The following is a 17615-nucleotide window of genomic DNA, read 5'->3' as shown; positions in this document are numbered from 1 at the left end:
CCCCCGCAGGGGTGGCTTTGCCCTTGCTTTGCCCTTGCTTTTCTCTTGACCATCGAGGACTGCGTACTTACTACTGCTCTTGCGCTCGATGCACGCAGAACCTGACAACGCGGCACGGCACTCGCTGGGCGAAATCGCGCTCGTCTTCCTCAAAATCGGCGTCACGGGATTCGGCGGGCCTCCGGCGCATCTTGCCATGATGGAAGACGAGTGCGTCAACCGCCGCCCCTGGCTCACCCGCGAGCGCTTTCTTGACTTTCTCGGCGCCATCAACCTGCTGCCCGGCCCCAACTCCACCGAGATGGCCATCTATCTCGGCTACGCGCGCGGCGGCTGGGCCGGCCTTGTTCTGGGCGGCGTCTGCTTCATTGCTCCTTCGGCGATTTTGGTCATCGCGCTCGCCTGGGCGTACATGCGGTTCGGCGCGCTGCCGCAGATGAACGCCTTCCTCTACGCGGTCAAGCCGGTGATCATCGCCATCATCGCGCGCGCCTTGTGGCGCTACGCGGTCAGCGCCCTGAAAACGACACTGCTGGTGGCGATCGCGGTCGCCGCCGCCGTGGCCGGATATTTCAGTCCGCACCCGATTTGGCTGCTGGCCGCCGCCGCGCTCGTCGGCGCTGCGTTCGAGGCAATGCGCCGCAGCCCGCGCGACCTCCGCGCCGCCCTGGTCTTTCTTCTGCCGACGAGTGCGGCTGCCGCTCCGTCGGTCGGGCTCGCATCCATTTTTATTTACTTCCTGAAAATCGGCTCGGTGCTGTTCGGCAGCGGATACGTCCTCGTCGCCTTTTTGCGCAGTGACCTGGTAGATCACTGGCACTGGGTGACCAACTCGCAACTGCTGGACGCGGTCGCCGTCGGCCAGGTCACACCCGGCCCCCTCTCGACCGCCGCGACGTTTCTCGGCTACTTGCTGGCCGGTCCCGTTGGCGCTCTGGCAGCCACCATCGCCATGTTCCTGCCGGCGTTTGTTTATGTGGCGATCAGCGAACCGCTGGTACGGGCCCTGCGCCGGTCGCGCGTTGCCGGCGCCGCGCTGGATGGAGTGATCGCCGGCTCGGTTGCGCTCATCGCGGTCGTAACCATTCAGCTCGGCCGCGCGGCCATCCTCGATGTGCCGACAATCCTCATCTTCCTGGTGAGTTTTGCGATCCTGACTTGGACGCGGGTGAACTCCGCTTGGCTGATTATGGTCGCGGGCTTGATCGGGTTACTCGTATGGGGGCGTTGGTAGTTGGTAGTTGGGGGTGGAGCTTCCAGCAACGAGCTACCATACTGCACTGACGCAAGTGCTTTGCGCCCGAAGCCCGGAGCCTGAAGCCTGCTACTGTGCCTTCCCCTTCGCTGCTTCCTTGTTGAACACGACTTTCTGATCCGCTGTCGCGCGATCGCTGGAGAGGTGGCGCTCGATGGTCAGAACCTTCTTGTCCGGCGACAGCGACCACCGGCTGGTCCATTTCACCGGCAGCGCGCTGCTGGAAGGCAGCGGCCGGACCCGCCCCTCGAACACCAGCACGGAGCCCGACCAGTACACCCTTGCCAGGTTCTCGGTATCGGGCCCGGTTTCGAGCACGTGCTCCTCGCCGTCCGGGGTGACGTCCACCCGCGTGACGTGACTGTCCAGCTCGTATTGCATTTCGATCTTGGACCCCAGTTGCCGGATCAGGTAGCGGGCCGACTGCGGCGTCTCCAGGCCGCCGAAATCGCTCTTCTGCAGATCCACATTCCATGTCCCGGTGAAGTTCGGCTTGGCGGGCGCCTGCTGTGCCGCGGAAACTGCAGCAGCGGCGAACAGAAACAGAGGCAAGAAACGACGAATACCAATCATGTAAGGCATGATACCGCAGCGCCGGCTCCCGCCGCGTCAGTGCATGAGGATGAGCAGGGCCGCAAGCAGGATCATCAGGGCAATGATGACGCACGCCGCGCAGGCTTGCGGTAGAAAACTCTCCGGGTGAAGTTCGCGGTATACCTTCCAGAAGTATCGCGCCGGTGAACGTGGCGGACTCTCCGGATCGAATGGCCTGGCGGCGTACGCCACACTCGAGATCTTCCCGAAGATTATGTAGGCAAGACCCACGAACACAAAGAATGCCGCTATCAGATAAGTTTCCATATCTGCCTCAATGGTTGCGCGCGTCTTCGGCCGCGGCAAAAAAAATCCGGAGGAACCAGTATGAGGGGGAAGAAAGGGTTCCTCCGGCTTTTCTAGTCGTACAGTGGCCCACTGAGAAACCGGAGGAAGCCGGATGAGGTGTAGGAGAAAGCTTCCTCCGGTGGTGCGTGACGGCTTTTGTCCCCAGGCCCTACCGTGCCTGGATTAAGGCACATCAGGGCGGCCGCCTGCGCCTAACCCTTTGCGTGTTCCTTGGCCCGGTTCAGCAAATCCTCCACTTTCTGGCGTTCCGGATATCCCGGGTTGGTCTTCAGCAACTGCTCCCAGGCCGCGATCGCTCCCGTGGTGTCTTTCTTTCCCTGCCACTTTACGATCCCGGTATTAAACAAGGTGTTCGGATGATTGGATTGGTATGAAAGCGACTTCTGGAATTCCGCCAACGCTTTGTCGGCATCGCCCAGGTAGAAAAGGGCCGTGCCCATGTCGGTGCGGACGTCGACATTGCTGGGCGTGATTCTTAACGCCTGCTGGTAATACTCGATGGCCCTCGTATAAAGCTGCGCGTCGTAATACAGGTTCCCGACTTTGGCCAGCGTCTCCGCGTCCTTGGGATTCCTCTTCAGCGCTTCCAGCATCGGCTGCGCGGCCTTGTCCACCAGTTCGGGCGAATTGCCGCCGCCCGGCAGGCTACCGAAACCCGGAATTTGCGCCGGGCCTATGTTGCCCTGCACCTGCGCCGCCTGCACCGGGACCACCGCAGCGGGCTCCGAACCGCGCAGCAAGTAGCCGATCACTCCGCCCAGCAACAGGCAAACACATGCCACCGTGTACGCCTGCAGCGTCGTCCACCCCTGGACGGTCACAACCTCGTTCTTCCCGTTTCCGATTCCGTTCCTCGCCATTACTCCCTCACTTCGAATTCCGCAGTCGGTATTCCGCAGTCGGTAGCCCAGGTGGGCTTTCCAGATCCATTCAAACCCTGCTTTTCCCGGACTACGGACTACCGACTACGGGCTACCTCTCTCAATTCCTCGTCTCCGCGACCGCCTGCTGAAGCTGCTCCAGGTGAAACAACCGCTGCACCGCTTCGGTCATGCGGTCCTGCTCCAGCTTTTCTGGTACTTCCTTCAGCTCGCGCGCCAGCAACCCTGAAATACGCTGCGTGATCCGCGCCGCCAGCGTCTCCAGCGTCCTGACCTGCTCCTCGGTGAACGGGCCGGCCTCCTGCTTGAAGGCTTCCACTTCTTGCCGGGAGATTTCTTCCAGCCGCCCGCGCAGCGCCACGATGGTCGGCACCACGCGCTCGGCGGCCAGTTTGCCGCGAAACGCCCGCGCTTCCTCGGCGACGATCTTCTCCGCGCCCGCCGCCGCGTTCTTGCGCTCGCCCTCGTTCTTCTTCGTGACCTGCTCCAGCTCGTCAATGTCGTAGAGGAAGACGCCGTTCACCTGGCGCACTTCCGGGTCGATGTCCCGCGGCACCGCGATGTCCACCAGCAACAGCGGCGCTCCATCGCGCCGCTCGACGATCTGTTCCATCTCATCGCGGGTAAGGATCACGTGCGGGCACGAAGTCGAGCTGATCACGACGTCCGCCTCGCGCACCTGGGCCAGACGTTCTTCCAGGCGGAAGGCTTTTCCGTTGAGCGCCGTGGCCAGTTCCTGCGCATGCTCCAGCGTGCGGTTCATTACCCGCACATCGTTGGCGCCGTTCTTGATCAGGTAGCGGGCCGCCGTCTCGCTCATCTTGCCGGCGCCCAGCAACAGCACCTTGCGGTCCTGCAGCGACCCGAAAATCTGCTTTGCCAGTTGCACCGCCGCGTACGGCACCGAAACCGCCGCGTTGGAAATCGCGGTCTCGTTGCGCACGCGCTTGGAAACCGTCAGCGCCTTCTGAAACACGGAATCGAGGAAGCGTCCGGTCGTCCCAACCTGCTGCGCCACTGCCCACGCCGCCTTCACCTGGGCCACGATCTCCGGCTCGCCCACGATCATCGAGTCCAGGCTGCTGGCCACGCGGAAGACGTGCGTGAGCGCCTGCTCATCTATCTTGCGGTAGAAGTGTTTCCACTCGCAGAGCTTGAGGCCGTATTCGCGGGTCAAGAAATTCAGCACCGAGCCCGACGCCGCCGCCGCATCACGCGTCCACAGGATGAACTCGGTGCGGTTGCAGGTCGCAAGCACCGCCACCTCGTCAATCGCCTGGGCGCGCGACAATTGCACCAGCGCCTCGTAGCGGCGCGGCTCACTGATCCAGAAACGTTCTCGCACTGCAACCGGCGCCGTCCGGTAGTTCACGCCGATGACCATCAAGCAGGGTTCCAAGCGGCTCTCCGATCTCCCGTGGGTATCCATGAATCCTCTGGCTCGGATTGCGATCCGGCTTGTTAATCGCACCCTTGGTGCCAAACGGGAATGAGTCCGGCCAGCGTAACATCTATCGTGTTTTCAATGGGTTACCGCGCGGACCGGAGGTCCGCGCCGGCGCCAGGCAGCGTCTGGTTGTGGGATATCACCCTTGAGGCGCGTTTTTTCGCGCCCAAGACTTGCTGCCGCTTACGCCAGCGCACGGCAGTTATTTCGTTTCCCACAATGCGCCGGGCAGACCGTCTTCACGAAGGCGCATCTAACTGCGTCGGCTGGTGTTTATACTCATAACTCGTTTCCCCGAGTCGGAATGGAGAGAAGGAGATAATGAAAAAGCTGCTGCTCAAGGTCTCATTGCTCGTCCTGGTTGCCGGCCTCATGCTGCCCGCCTTTGCCACGGCCGCCGATACCGGTCCCGACCTGTTCGCCTCCAAGTGCGCCGCCTGCCACGGCAAGGACGGCGCCGGCAGTACCCCCATGGGCAAGAGCCTGAAGCTGAAAGACCTGGGCTCGGCCGACGTGCAGAAGGCGTCGGATAAGGACTTGAAAGACCTCATCGAAAAGGGCAAGCCGCCCAAGATGCCCGCCTATGCCGGCAAGCTGAGCCCCGCGCAGGTCGATGAGCTGGTGAAGTTCATTCGCAGTTTGAAGAAGTAGGTCGCAGGAGTCAGGAGTCAGCGAGAGGCTAACCGCCTGTGGCCCCGACTAGCGACTCCTGACTACTGACTCCCTTTCCTCAACTCTGCTACCCTTCCTCCGCCATGACCCACCGCATAATCACCGCTCTCTTTCTGCTGTGTGCGACTTCCTGCTTCGCCGCCGACTACCCCGCGCCCAAGGAAGGCGACTACACGGCGAAGAATTTCAAATTCCACGACGGCGAGTCCCTCCCCGAACTGCGCCTGCACTACGCCACCATCGGAGTGCCTCATCGTGACGCCCGCGGCCAGATCACCAACGCGGTGCTCATCCTGCACGGCACCGGAGGCTCCTGGAAGCAGTTCACGCAGCCGCAGTTCGCCAACGTACTCTTCGGTCCCGGCCAGCCCCTGGACGCCACCCGCTACTACATCATCCTGCCCGACAACGTCGGCCACGGCGGTTCCAGCAAGCCCAGCAACGGCCTGCGCATGCGCTTCCCGCAATACGATTACGACGACATGGTCGCCGCCCAGCACCTGCTCGTCAGCGAGGGCCTCGGGGTGCAGCATCTGCGGCTGATCTTCGGCACCTCGATGGGTTGCATGCACTCCTTCGTCTGGGGCGAGACCTATCCCGACTTCATGGACGCGCTCATGCCCATGGCCTGCCAGACGGTGCAGATCGCCGGGCGCAATCGCATGTGGCGCAAGGCGGTGATTGATTCCATCAAACTCGATCCGGCGTGGAACAACGGCGAATACAAAGATGAGCCGGTTAACGGCCTGCGCTCCGCCGTGTATATCCTCGCCATCGCCGGCAGCGCGCCACTGCTGTGGCAGAGGCTCTATCCCACCCGCGACGATGCCAATGAATTTGTGGAAGAAGCCGTCGAGCCGCGGGTGAAATCGCTCGACGCCAACGACATGCTCAACCAGTTCGATTCCTCGCGGAATTACAACCCCTCACCCAACCTGGAAAAAATCCGCGCCCCGCTGATGTGGATCAACACCACCGACGACTTCGTCAATCCGCCCGAACTGAGTACGCCGGAAAGCGAGGTCAAGCGCATCCCGCGCGGCACGTTCCACCTCATCCAGGCCACCGACCAAACCCGCGGCCACGGCACCCACACCTGGGCCGCGTTCTGGAAGCAGTACCTGGTGCAACTGCTGCGCGACTCGGAACAGAAATAGGGAGCCTGCTGTTTCGTAGCAGCTAGAAAAGACGGTTCACGCACATGTCCTACGCGCGCGCGACAGCCGCAGCCGCGTTTGCACCAGGCGAGATTGCCGCCTTGGCCTCGCGAATCCCGGCGTCGATATTAGTCTCCAGGTCCAAGTGAGGCACCGGTGAAGCCGCCGCCGCTTCAAAATAGCGCAGGGCATCCTGCGGACGGTTCAGCCGCGCCAGGCAGATCCTGCCCGCACCCGCCTTCGCCATAACCGCCTCGCGCCCGGTAGGATGGGCCGCCGCCAGCTTGTCGTATTCGGCGAGAGCGCGATCGTACAACTGCAGTCCCTCCGCCGCCCGACACAAGCCCAGCCACGTCGCGGCCGGCATCCGCTTGCCGCCGGAGTTCAGGAATTCTTCGTAATCTTGCCACCCGGCTTCGTCGTACCGGTGCTTCAGATGCAGGGTGCAGAGCTTCGTAATCGCGTCGTGATAAGCGGGGATGTCGCCCTTGCGCCAGTGAAGCTGTTGCAGCAGGTTGCAGGCGTCAATCGAGTCCGGCTGCGCCGCCATGTGATTGGCCAGGACCGTCAAGGCTTCGTCGAACTGGCCACCGTCTATCAACTCGCTGGCCCGCGTGATCTCCGGGTCAGCCGTCAAGCTGACTTTCTCCTCGATGGCCTTGTTAGCCACCTGTTCCAGGCCCGTGAAGTGCAGGACCGCCGCCGCCACCATGCCGAATACGAACCCGCCGACGTGCGCCCAGTGCGCTACGCCGCTCATCTTCCCGAACAGCGAGCCGTAGAAAACTTCCATCAGCAGCCACACCGGCAGCAGCGTGTAGGCCGGCGCCTTGAAGCGGTGAACGCGAATGCGGAACATCCACATCCACAGCCACATCATCTCGATGCGCATCTTGGGGAAGCGCACCAGGAAGGCACCCATCAGCGCCGCCACCGCGCCGGAAGCCCCCAGCGTCGGGACCAGGCTGCCGGCGTTAGCCCAGGCGTGAACCTGCAGCGCGGCGACGCCGGCGATCACATACACGACGGAATACAGGACCCGGCCCCACGCGTCCTCGAGCACGAAGCCCGCCAGCCACAGGAACCACATGTTGCCGATCAGGTGCAGCCACCCGCCGTGCAGAAAGTTCGCGGTGATATACGCCAGTGGCTTGGGATGCGCCGGAACGAACGCATACTGCTCGGTCAGCGCGGCCCCGGCCAGCTCGCTGTATTGCTTCGCCAGCGAGTTCATCTCCGCTTGCAGCGGATCCGCGTCCTCCATCAGACGCATCCGCACATCGAACCCATCCGCAAGTTGACGGCTGGGATGCTGGAGTTCCTTCCACAGGCCGGGATTGTGTTCGCGGAAGGTGGTGACGAACTGCCGCGCGTCCTCCGGCATCTTCAATTCCGGGTGCGAGGCGGCCAGCATCAGGATGTGCGCCTTCACCGGCCCGAGGTCCGCTGCTTGCTTCTCGATCGTCGAGTGCGTGAGGAGGAACGCAAGCGTGTTGAGGACAATCAGCGTCAGCGTGACGACAGGCCATCGCCGCGCCGTCATGTTTTCATGCCGGATTGGGAGGAGCATTGCGCATCCCCTTCTAGGGAATTAGCAACTAGAGTCCGGGAAAAATTGACACAAGGGAAGGTAACTTTCGTGTACGTACGTTCGGATAGTAATAATGCACTTGACCCGATGATTGCCCAGCCTCCTTGCTGCCGGGTTTGAAACCTTATGCTGCGTTGGCCGAACCGTGACGTGCCGGCAGTCCGGGTGCAGTACCATTGCGCGCGAAAAAAAAGCGCCGGATCATTCCGGCGCAAGCGAACGAGACGCGGTTCTCAGTAGCCCATCGATGATCCCTTTTTCGGCGCTACATCCTTCGAGGTCATGTCGAAGGTGAGCATGAATCCGTTGGTGCGTTTGAACTCGAACGCCTTCGGGCCTTCCCGATAGGCTTCGAACTCATTCGGCATCATGACGAAACCGTCGTTGCGCGGCGTTCCCCAGTATCTGACATTCTTCAGCACGGCAGGTTCATTCGTCATGCCCTGGAACCGCTTCAGCTTGACCTCGGCAACCTTGCCGCCATTGATGCTGGCGTGCGCCTGGTTCTTGTCGGCGGTCCACTCGATGTCGCCCTCGGCGGTCTGGAACGATTTCCACTTCACCGGAAACATGTGGCCCAGGATCTCGCCCAGCGCCTTGCGTTGTTTGGGCGTAGTAGCTTTGTCGAATGTCACCAACGCCCAGTCCATCTCGCCATGCGAGAAGTCGCTGCCCAGGTCGCCGGTGATCCAGAACTTGGCGCCCGCCAGACTGGTGTTGCCGTAATGGCCCTTGTTGACTTTATAAGCGTTGTTGAACTTGCAGTAGTGGCCGGATTTGCCGTTCTCGTGGTGCGCCGCCGGGTGCGAGTTGAAATAGCAGATGCAGAAATGAGGACAACTGCAGGCCTCAACCGCGGTCGCATTGATCGCCCAGTCCGCCATGGGCGCGGACGTGTGACCGGCGGTAATGCCGAGCAGGGTAAGGACAGCCAGCAATGCCACTCTACGCATAGACTCACCCCCTTATGTAGCGTGAGATTATGCGGCCATTGGGCTGTTGCTTGCAAGTTGAGGGGTGAGGGTCGGCGGCGCCGCGCGACACCGCCAGCTATCTGGAGCTCGCGTCCACTGTGGCGCGCCGGAACATTTCGGCGAAAGCATTCTTGACCGCTGTCGGTAGTTCGGCAGCGTTCCGCTTGCTCATCAGTTCATGCCCCGCACCCTCGATTGCCAACAACTGCACGCGTGCGGGGATCAGCTTCAGCGCCGCCGTCAGTTCCTCGATGGCGCCGAACCCGTCGCGTGTGCCGCTTACAAACAGAGCCGGCGTGTGCAGGTCTGGAAAATGCGCCGTTCTTAGTTGATCCTGACGTTTGGGCGGGTGCAGTGGGTAGGAGAGCAACAGCAGTCCATCAGCCAGCCCCGGAGCGCTGGCCGTCAGCAACGTCCCTTGACGCCCACCGTAGGAATGTCCGCCCAGAAACACGCGACCCGCAACCATCTGCCGAATCGACTCGACTGCCCGGCGCAGTCCCCGTTGGTCGCGTTTGGCGCTGCCGCGTTGCGGCGGTCCATGCGGCCGCAACTGGCGGAACGGGAGGTCGCAGCAGAGCACCGTTATCCCTGCCTCGCAAAACGCGCTCGCCAGGGCGACCAGCAGCGGCGATCGGCAATTTGCCCCGGCGCCGTGAGTCAGGACCAGCCCGTCACCGGAAGAACTTGCGGGAACGTGCAGGAAGCCGCGAACTGGAACCTCGTCGGCAGGCGCATCGCTGAATGGCCGGATTTCAGGCTCGCGCCTCATCAGGCCGTTCCTCCCGGATCGGCGCTCCTGGTTAGCGACCGCCGCTGGACTCCGTGCGGCCATCGATCAGCGGCCATCGACCATCGACTCCCCATCAATCAAACACAACGGTTTTTCTTCCGTAGGGCAGCACGCGATGCAATAGATGCCATCGCACTGAGCGGATGAGTACATTCCTCTCCAACTCGCGGCCTTTGCGCAGCAAGTCGTCGAGGGAATCGCGGTGCGTCACCCGGCAAAGATCCTGTTCAATGATAGGACCTTGGTCCAGCTCTTCGGTCACATAATGACTGGTGGCGCCGATCAGCTTAACGCCTCGCTCATACGCCTGATGGTACGGTTTCTTGCCGATGAAAGCCGGTAGAAACGAGTGATGGATGTTAATGACGAGATTGGGATAGCTTTCCAGGAAATGCGGCGTAAGAATTTGCATGTATCTCGCCAGCACCACCAGGTCGACGCGCAGCTCGGTGAGTAATTTGAGCTCCTGCTCTTCCTGCGCGCATTTGTTTTCCGGAGTAATCGGGAACACATGGAAAGGAATGCCGAGTGGGGCGACAATCGGTTCCAGGTCCGGATGGTTGCTCACCACGACGGCAATCTCGCCGGGCAGCTCGCCGGTCCGGCTGCTATGCAGCAGGTCCAACAGGCAGTGATCGTACTTAGAAACGAAGATCGCCACCCGCGTCAGGGTCGATGAAAAGCGGAGCCGCCAGCGCATTTGCAGGCGCCCGGCAATCTCTCGGAAAGCATCGCCGATCTCCTCCCTGGCCAGGTTGAAGCCGCTTAGCTCCCACTCCACTCGCTGAAAGAAGATGCCCTCCTGTGGGTCAATGTGTTGGTCCGCATGGACGATGTTGCCCCCATGACGGTAAATAAAATCCGAAACACCGGCTACAAGGCCCTTCTGGTCGGGGCAGGAAATGAGCAGTACGGCTGTTTCGTGCTCCATCGTTCTTCTCCGTACGAAAGACACACTTCGTGCAGTTTCGCAGGGCAGCGGGGACGCTCGACTGTCCGCATTCTACTGGTGGCATGACATTTGTCGCCAGAACAGAGCCGCCGCCGGGAGATGCCGTACGGCCAACGACCATCGACTGGTAAACAGCCATCGACTGGTCTTCCCTCCCCCTCTCGATTTATACTTCTCATTTTGTCAGCAGCCGCTGGCCGGTTCCGTACGGCTATCGACCAACCACCATCGACTCCCTATGCATCGGAGGCAAACATGCCCGACGATGATCCGAAAGTGAAAGAGCAAGGCGTCTCCCGCCGCGAGTTCCTGAAAATTTCCGCCGTCGCTGCGGCGGTTCCCGCGGTGGTCGGCCCCACCGTGCTCGAAGTTGCCGGCGAAGAGGTCAAAGTCTACGGCCCGGGCAAGACTCCCATCACGCTCACGGTCAACGGCAAGAAGTACAGCGCCGATCTGGAGCCGCGCGTCACGCTGCTCGACGCCCTGCGTGACAACTTCGACCTCACCGGCGCCAAGCGCGTCTGCGACCGCGCCGAGTGCGGCGCCTGCACCGTGCTGCTCGACGATCGCCCGGTGTACGCCTGCGCCGTGCTCGCCATCGACGCCCAGGGGCACAGCATCACCACGGTCGAAGGCATTACCAGCGGCGACGCCCTCCATCCCTTGCAGCACGCCTTCGTCGCCAACGATGCCCAGCAGTGCGGCTTCTGCACCCCGGGCTTCGTCATGGCCAGCTACGCCCTGCTGAAGCACAACCCCAATCCGAGTCGCGAGCAGGTGGTCAAGGGCCTGGGCGGAAACTACTGCCGCTGTGGTACCTACTACGGCATGCGCGGCGCTATCGGTCAGATGACCGGGAACAAGGGAGCGTGAGCCATGGCGGATTACAAGTGGCCCGATGCGCAACATCGCACGCTGATCGGAACGCGCCAGACTAGAGTGGACGGTCCCGTCAAAGTCTCGGGGCGTGCGAAATACACCTACGACCAGAATCCCAAGGGCCTGCTGGCCGGCGCCATCCTGCGCTCGCCGCACGCCCACGCCAAGGTGGTCAGCGTGGACACCAGCGCCGCCGAGCGCATGCCCGGCGTCAAAGCGGTTCAAGTCCTGCAAGGTGATGGCAAGGAAATCCGCTGGGCAGGCGACGAGATCGTCGCCCTCGCCGCCATTGACGAGCGCACCGCCGAGGACGCCCTGCGCGCCATCAAGGTGCAGTACAACGTCTTGCCGCACTTCGTGGACGACACCACCGAGCCCAAAGACGCCGCCGAAGAAACCGGTCCGCTCGCGCTCGACGACCTGGTCAACATGTTCAGCAACCAGGTGCCGGAGCCGCAGATCGCCGCCACCGTGCAGAAGCGCGGCCTCAGCTTCCCGGTCGCCGACGACCTAGTCAAACGCATGCGCTCCTTCAACGTCGGCGAGAACGTCATCAAGGCCCTGCAATCGGCGCCGCAGAAGCCCCCGGAAACTACGCGCTCGCCCTTCAAGAAATCCGCCGCCAACGTGACTGGAAATCCCGATCAGGCATTCCAGTCCGCCGAGGTCACGAGCACAGGCCTCTATGGCGTACCGGTAATCACCCACTGCTGCTTGGAAGCGCACGGCGTGGTCGCGCACTGGCCCGATGCCGAGCACCTGGAAACGCAGGTCTCGACGCAGAGTGTCTCCGACATGCCGAACCAGATTGCGGGAGCTCTGGCTGGCGCTGGCATCCAGATTCCCGCCTCCAACATTCGCAACCAGCAGCAGCATGTCGGCGGAGGTTTCGGCAGCAAGTTCGCCGCCGATCGCTGGAGTCTGGCGGCGGCGCAGTTGTCGAAGAAAGCCGGCGGCGCTCCGGTCAAGATCATGCTCGACCGGCGCGCCGAACTGGAAGTCGCCGGCGCGCGTCCATCGGCGCACGCGCGCGTCAAGCTCGCCGCCAAAAAAGACGGCGCCATCACCGCCTGGGACTCGCAATCCTGGGGCACGGGAGGCCCGCTGGGCGGAAATATGCCGCCCATTCCGTACATCTTCACGGAAATTCCCAATCAGCGGAAACAGCACATCTCGATTGCAACCAATATCGGCCCCGCGCGCGCTTGGCGAGCGCCCAACCATCCGCAAGCCGCGGTGCTCACCATGTGCGCCATCGACGACCTCGCCGCGCGGCTCGGCATGGACCCCTTTGACGTCTTCCTGAAGAACCTGGCGCTCACCCCGCGCGCCAACGTTTACGAAGCCGAGCTCAAGAAAGCCGACGAGCTCATGCAGTGGAAGAAGCGCTGGCATCCGCGCGGCGACAAGACTTCCGGCCCAATGAAGCAGGGCCTCGGCCTCTCCATCCACACCTGGGGCGGACGCGGACATCAGGGCGCCGGCGACCTCACCATCCATCCCGACGGCACCGTCGAGTACCGCAGCGGCACGCAGGATCTGGGCACGGGCACGCGCACCGCCATCGCCATGGTCATCGGCGAAACCCTCGGCCTGCCGCTGGATGCGATCACCGTCAAGATCGGCGACACCAATTTCCCGCACGACGGCGGCTCCGGCGGCTCCACCACCATCGGCGCCGTCTCCGCCGAATCGCGCCGCGCCGCTACCGACGCGCTCAACGAACTGCTCGCCAAAGTTGCGCCCACGCTCGGCGTCCCGCCCGACCAGCTCGAAGCCCTCTATGGCACCATCCGCGTCAAGGACAGCCAGGGCAAGAGCGTCACCTGGAAGAAGGCGTGCTCCATGCTCGGCGCCACCGGCGTTACCGCGCATGGCAAGAATCCCGACCCGTCCAAGCCGCCCGACCTCACCAACAGCGGCGTTGGCGGCGCGCAGATGGCCGATGTCTCCGTGGATGTGGAAACCGGCATCGTCCGCATCAACAAGATGGTCGCGGTGCAGGATTGCGGCCTCGTCATCAACCTCAAGACCGCCGAATCGCAGTGCTACGGCGCCATGATCATGGGCATCAGCTACGCCCTGTTCGAAGAAAAAATCATGGACCCGACCACCGGCCGCATGTTGAACCCCAACCTGCAGTTCTACCGCCTCGCCGGTTACGGCGACATTCCCGAGCTGGTCGTCCACATGATGACCGGCCCCGGCTACGACGAGCGCGGCGTCATCGGACTGGGCGAGCCGCCGGTGATCTCGCCCGGCGCAGCAATCTCCAACGCCGTCGCCAATGCCATCGGCGTGCGCGTGCCCTTCCTGCCCATCACCCCCGACCGCGTACTTGCTGCGCTGGAGAAGAAAGGAGGTGCCGCATGAAGGCCTTCGAATACGCCACGCCCAAAACCAAAGAGCAGGCCGTCGGGCTTCTCGGGCAGAACTGGGGCGACGCCGAACTGCTCGCCGGCGGCACCGATCTGCTCGCGCTCATGAAGGACGACGTCGTCGCCCCCAAGCGCCTGGTCAACGTCAAGTCGATCGCCGGTCTCGACGCCGTCAGCTACAACGCGCGCACCGGGCTGCGCATTGGCGCGCTGGTCCGCATCGCCGACTTCGCCGACAACGCCGACGTCCGCAAGCATTACCCAACGCTCGCCCGCGTTGCCGACGACGCTGCCAGCCCGCAGATCCGCAACCAGGCGACCCTGGGCGGCAACCTCTGCCAGCGTCCGCGCTGCTGGTATTTCCGCAACGGCTACGGCCTGCTCGCCAAGGACCCGCAGAGCGGCAAGTCGCTCGTCGTCGAGGGCGACAACCGCTATCACGCCATCCTCGGCAACGACGGCCCCGCGTACTTCGTTTCGCCGTCCAGCATTGCGCCCGCCCTCATCGCCGCCGGCGCCAAGGTCCGCATCTTCGGTCCTAATGGCGCGCGCGAACTGCCGCTGGAAAAGTTCTTCGTGATTCCGAAATCGGATGGTGAGCGGGAGCACGACCTGCGGCCCAACGAGATCATGACCGAGATCGTCGTTCCGCCTCCGTCGGACGAACGCTTTGGCCACTACGAAGTCCGTCAGAAAGCCGAATTCGACTGGCCGCTGGCGACCGCCTCGGTCGCGCTGAAGATGAGCGGCAATAAGGTGCAGGAGGCGCGCATCGTGATGGGCCACGTGGCGCCCATCCCGTGGGTCTGCGACAAGTACGTGGCGGCCACACTGCTCGGGCAGGCGGTAACCGAGACTACAGCGGATGCTGCCGGCGTCGTCGCCGCCGAGAAGGAAGGCAAGAGCCTGGGCAAGAATGGCTACAAGATCCGGCTGGCGCACGTGGCCGTCAAACGCGCGATTTTGCAGGCCGCGAAAGGCGCGTGAGAGATGGTAGCTGGTAGTTGGTAGTTGGTAGCGCGTCGCTGGTTCTGATTCTTTCCCCCAGCCCCCAGTTGCCGATTACACCGACCGATAGACTGAGAGACGCATTATGACCGACTGCACTTCCGACCTGACGAACCACCCCAACCTGTGCCCCGCGCTGCGCTGGAAAGGCCAGTTCGTGCTCTCCGAGCGCGATCCCTCGGCGCAGACCGGCACCGACCACAGCTTCTGGTGCATGTACACCCAGACCTGCATCGGCCCCGACGGCATGAACGCCGAACCGTCGCTGTGCGCCTCTCCCATCCGCGGCTGCCACGGCACCGGCAAGTGCGAATGAGGGTGTGGCACGCAGCCTGCCCTGAGCGAGGTCGAAGGGCGCCCTCGCGTGTGCGGTGGAAGCGGCCGGGCGAAACTTTGATCCTGTTTTGCCATCGACCGTCGACCAACGACTCTTCTGCACCACTCTTCGGTAATTGACCTCGCGCGCCTCAGCGCGTAGCCTTTTCGCTTTCGCCCAACTTGCCGCCGCCAGCCGATTGAGCGGCGACTCCTTTCTTCCCCCAAGCCCTGCGAAAGGAGAAATCGCATGTTCACTCGAGTGGTCGAAATCCGCACCAAAGTGGGCAAGAGCCGCGCCTTCAGTACCACGCTGAACGAGAAGGTCCTGCCCATCCTCAGAAAGCAACGAGGGTTCGTTGACACGATCACGATGGTCTCGAACTGCGAGTCCGACCGCATCCTCGCCCTCAGTTTCTGGCAGTCGGAGGCGGACGCGGAGCGCTACAACCGCGAGCAGTTCCTCACCGTCACCCAGATCCTGTTGCCGCTGCTCGAGACCGCGCCCAAGGTCCAGTCTTTCACCGTAGACACCTCAACCACTCACGGCATCGTCAAGGGCAAGGCCGCATAACTGCCATCGAATCGATTACCAATCGGGAGACCTTGGGCGGCACCCAAGTTTAGCGCGATAAGGCGCTGGCGCTCTGCGCGTGCGCTGATTTGACGATATCCTGCAGCCGCAACTCCAGCCCGCCGAATTCAGGGTGATCGTTAACTTCGAGCGTAAAAGCGACATCGACCAAATCACCCGCGAGAATCGACGCCTGCTGCACTCGCTCGGCCATGCGCCAGCCCAGGGCGTCAATGCCGCGAGCGTACTTTCCGGCGCCGTTGGCGAGCCGCATCTTCACGTGCTTCTCTTTCAGGATCTTCGGCGGGAAGGCGACGCGCGTCCCGCGGGCGGCAAACACCGGCTCGGGATTGCTCATTCCAAACGGTTCCAGCCGCTGCAAGCACTCGTAGAGCGCGGGCGTGACCTCGCTCAGCGACAGTTCGCCGTCGTAATCCAGGACGCGCTCGAAGTCCGCAGGCGTAAGCCGCGCGCGCGCGTAGGAATCGAGCGCCGCACGCAGCGCCGGAACGCGGTCGCACGGCAGCGAAAAACCAACAGCATGTGCGTGCCCGCCGAAGCGCGTGAAGATGTCGCGGCAGGACTCCAGCGCATCCAGCAGATGAAACGCGGGAATGGAGCGCCCGGAGCCGTAGGCCTCGCCATCCTCGCGCGAGAGGACCAGAGTCGGACGTCCGTAGCGCTCGACCACCCGCGTGGCGGCAATGCCAATCACGCCGCGATGCCACTGGTCGCCGTCCACGACGAGACAGTACGTATCACGAACATCGGGTGCGCTCGCCAGGCGTGCTTCGACCGCGTCCAGGATGCGCTGCTCCTCCTGCTGGCGGTCGGAATTGAGCTGGTTTAGCCGCGCGGCAATTTCGCGGGCCCGCTCCGTGTCCTTCACGCTAAATAGGTCGACCACATCCTGCGCCACGTCCATGCGTCCGGCGGCGTTCAACCGCGGCGCGATGCGGAACCCCACATCGCTCGCGCTCAGTTTCTTCGCGCTGAGCGCCGAGACTTCCAACAGCGCCTTCAGGCCGACGTTTACCGGATGACGCAGGCCCTCCAAGCCGAGCTTGGCGAACACGCGGTTCTCGCCGATCAACGGCACCGCGTCCGCAATCGTGGCAATGGCGACCATCTTCAAGAACGACGGCAGCAGGCGGGCGCGTCCCGTTTCTTCCAGCAGAAGTTGCGCCAGCTTGAAGGCCACGCCCGCGCCGCACAGTGCCTTGCATGGATACGCGCACCCAGCCTGATTGGGATTGAGCACCGCCAACGCGGGCGGCACGCCGTGTCCTTCGGGCAAGTGATGGTCGGTGACGATCAGGTCCACGCCTGCGCGTTGCGCGGTTTCGGCGGCGGCGAAGGCGCGAATGCCGGTGTCCACGCTGATGATGAGCGACACACCGGCGGCGGCGGCGCGCTCGATGACATCGTCCTTCATGCCGTACCCTTCGCGGATGCGGTGCGGCACGTGAAACTCGGCGCTGCCGCCGCACAGCTCGACGGCAGTTTTCAGGATGACGACGGCGGTGGTGCCGTCCACGTCGTAGTCGCCGTAGATGAGAATTTGCTCGCGGTTGGCGATAGCGCGGCGCAGGCGCTCGGCGGCCTTGTCCATGCCGAGCATCAGGAGGGGCGAATGCAGGTGGTCGAGGCTCGGATTAAGGAATTGGTTCGCGTTATCGGCAGTGGTGACACCGCGCGCGACGAGCAGGCGGGCGACCACGGGCGGGAGCTTGGCCTCCGCCGCCAGGCGCGTGACGCGCTCTTCCTCCGCGGCTCGCAGTTGCCAGCGCATTAACGAACGTTATCACGGAGCGTGGCTGAGAAGATGTTGCGTTT

The 17615-nt window shown here is 63.0% G+C and carries 17 protein-coding genes; 8 read left to right on the top strand and 9 right to left on the bottom strand.

The features are described from left to right. Nucleotides 1-88: 88 nt before the first annotated feature. The gene (gene chrA / locus LAN64_06120; GenBank protein MBZ5567413.1) at nt 89-1234 is read left to right on the top strand and encodes a chromate efflux transporter; all 1146 of its coding nucleotides are present in this window, start codon (nt 89-91) and stop codon (nt 1232-1234) included. Between the two features lie 90 nt (nt 1235-1324). On the opposite strand, the gene LAN64_06115 is transcribed toward chrA, so the two are convergent. The 4 genes from LAN64_06115 to hemA form a co-directional block, all read right to left on the bottom strand. Beyond that, entirely contained in the window at nt 1325-1837 is a 513-nt protein-coding gene (locus tag LAN64_06115; protein ID MBZ5567412.1) for a hypothetical protein, read from the bottom strand. A gap of 27 nt (nt 1838-1864) precedes the next feature. Further along, nucleotides 1865-2116, bottom strand: coding sequence for a hypothetical protein (locus tag LAN64_06110; GenBank protein MBZ5567411.1), 252 nt, complete (start codon nt 2114-2116; stop codon nt 1865-1867). A gap of 233 nt (nt 2117-2349) precedes the next feature. Further along, nucleotides 2350-3018, bottom strand: a complete 669-nt coding sequence (locus LAN64_06105) for a tetratricopeptide repeat protein (protein MBZ5567410.1) — start codon at nt 3016-3018, stop codon at nt 2350-2352. Nucleotides 3019-3139: 121 nt separating this feature from the next. Continuing rightward, entirely contained in the window at nt 3140-4438 is a 1299-nt protein-coding gene (hemA, locus tag LAN64_06100; GenBank protein ID MBZ5567409.1) for a glutamyl-tRNA reductase, read from the bottom strand. A gap of 369 nt (nt 4439-4807) precedes the next feature. Between hemA and LAN64_06095 the strand changes: the two genes are divergently transcribed. Both LAN64_06095 and LAN64_06090 read left to right on the top strand, forming a co-directional pair. Then, on the top strand, nt 4808-5137 hold the full coding sequence (locus LAN64_06095) for a cytochrome c (protein MBZ5567408.1): 330 nt from the start codon (nt 4808-4810) through the stop codon (nt 5135-5137). A gap of 104 nt (nt 5138-5241) precedes the next feature. Then, complete coding sequence (locus LAN64_06090; GenBank protein MBZ5567407.1) at nt 5242-6315, top strand: alpha/beta fold hydrolase; 1074 nt, start codon at nt 5242-5244, stop codon at nt 6313-6315. A 49-nt stretch (nt 6316-6364) separates the two neighbouring features. On the opposite strand, the gene LAN64_06085 is transcribed toward LAN64_06090, so the two are convergent. The 4 genes from LAN64_06085 to purU all read right to left on the bottom strand — a co-directional run bounded on the left by LAN64_06085 (nt 6365) and on the right by purU (nt 10604). After that, the gene (locus tag LAN64_06085) at nt 6365-7885 is read right to left on the bottom strand and encodes a rhomboid family intramembrane serine protease (protein MBZ5567406.1); all 1521 of its coding nucleotides are present in this window, start codon (nt 7883-7885) and stop codon (nt 6365-6367) included. A 254-nt stretch (nt 7886-8139) separates the two neighbouring features. Further along, complete coding sequence (locus tag LAN64_06080) at nt 8140-8859, bottom strand: DUF1326 domain-containing protein (GenBank protein MBZ5567405.1); 720 nt, start codon at nt 8857-8859, stop codon at nt 8140-8142. A 97-nt stretch (nt 8860-8956) separates the two neighbouring features. Then, nucleotides 8957-9652: an alpha/beta fold hydrolase gene (locus LAN64_06075; GenBank protein MBZ5567404.1), complete on the bottom strand. Its 696-nt coding sequence runs from the start codon at nt 9650-9652 to the stop codon at nt 8957-8959. Nucleotides 9653-9746: 94 nt separating this feature from the next. Further along, the gene (purU, locus tag LAN64_06070; protein MBZ5567403.1) at nt 9747-10604 is read right to left on the bottom strand and encodes a formyltetrahydrofolate deformylase; all 858 of its coding nucleotides are present in this window, start codon (nt 10602-10604) and stop codon (nt 9747-9749) included. 276 nt (nt 10605-10880) lie between these two features. Between purU and LAN64_06065 the strand changes: the two genes are divergently transcribed. From LAN64_06065 to LAN64_06045, 5 genes are all read left to right on the top strand, one after another. After that, nucleotides 10881-11498: a (2Fe-2S)-binding protein gene (locus tag LAN64_06065; protein MBZ5567402.1), complete on the top strand. Its 618-nt coding sequence runs from the start codon at nt 10881-10883 to the stop codon at nt 11496-11498. A 3-nt stretch (nt 11499-11501) separates the two neighbouring features. Next, entirely contained in the window at nt 11502-13877 is a 2376-nt protein-coding gene (locus tag LAN64_06060) for a xanthine dehydrogenase family protein molybdopterin-binding subunit (GenBank protein MBZ5567401.1), read from the top strand. Beyond that, nucleotides 13874-14869 (top strand): xanthine dehydrogenase family protein subunit M, encoded by a 996-nt coding sequence (locus LAN64_06055; protein ID MBZ5567400.1) that lies wholly within the window; start codon nt 13874-13876, stop codon nt 14867-14869. Before LAN64_06060 ends, LAN64_06055 begins: the two co-directional genes overlap by 4 nt. Before the next feature lie 106 nt (nt 14870-14975). Next, nucleotides 14976-15206, top strand: a complete 231-nt coding sequence (locus LAN64_06050) for a hypothetical protein (protein ID MBZ5567399.1) — start codon at nt 14976-14978, stop codon at nt 15204-15206. 249 nt (nt 15207-15455) lie between these two features. Next, nucleotides 15456-15779, top strand: coding sequence for an antibiotic biosynthesis monooxygenase (locus LAN64_06045; protein MBZ5567398.1), 324 nt, complete (start codon nt 15456-15458; stop codon nt 15777-15779). Between the two features lie 49 nt (nt 15780-15828). Here the strand turns inward: LAN64_06045 and recJ are convergent, their stop codons facing one another. Then, nucleotides 15829-17571, bottom strand: coding sequence for a single-stranded-DNA-specific exonuclease RecJ (recJ, locus tag LAN64_06040; protein MBZ5567397.1), 1743 nt, complete (start codon nt 17569-17571; stop codon nt 15829-15831). Nucleotides 17572-17615: the final 44 nt, after the last annotated feature.

It is taken from the genome of Terriglobia bacterium, assembly GCA_020073185.1.
Taxonomy (GTDB): Bacteria; Acidobacteriota; Terriglobia; order Terriglobales; family Acidobacteriaceae; genus JAIQGF01.
This window is presented reverse-complemented; position numbering and strand designations above follow the sequence as displayed.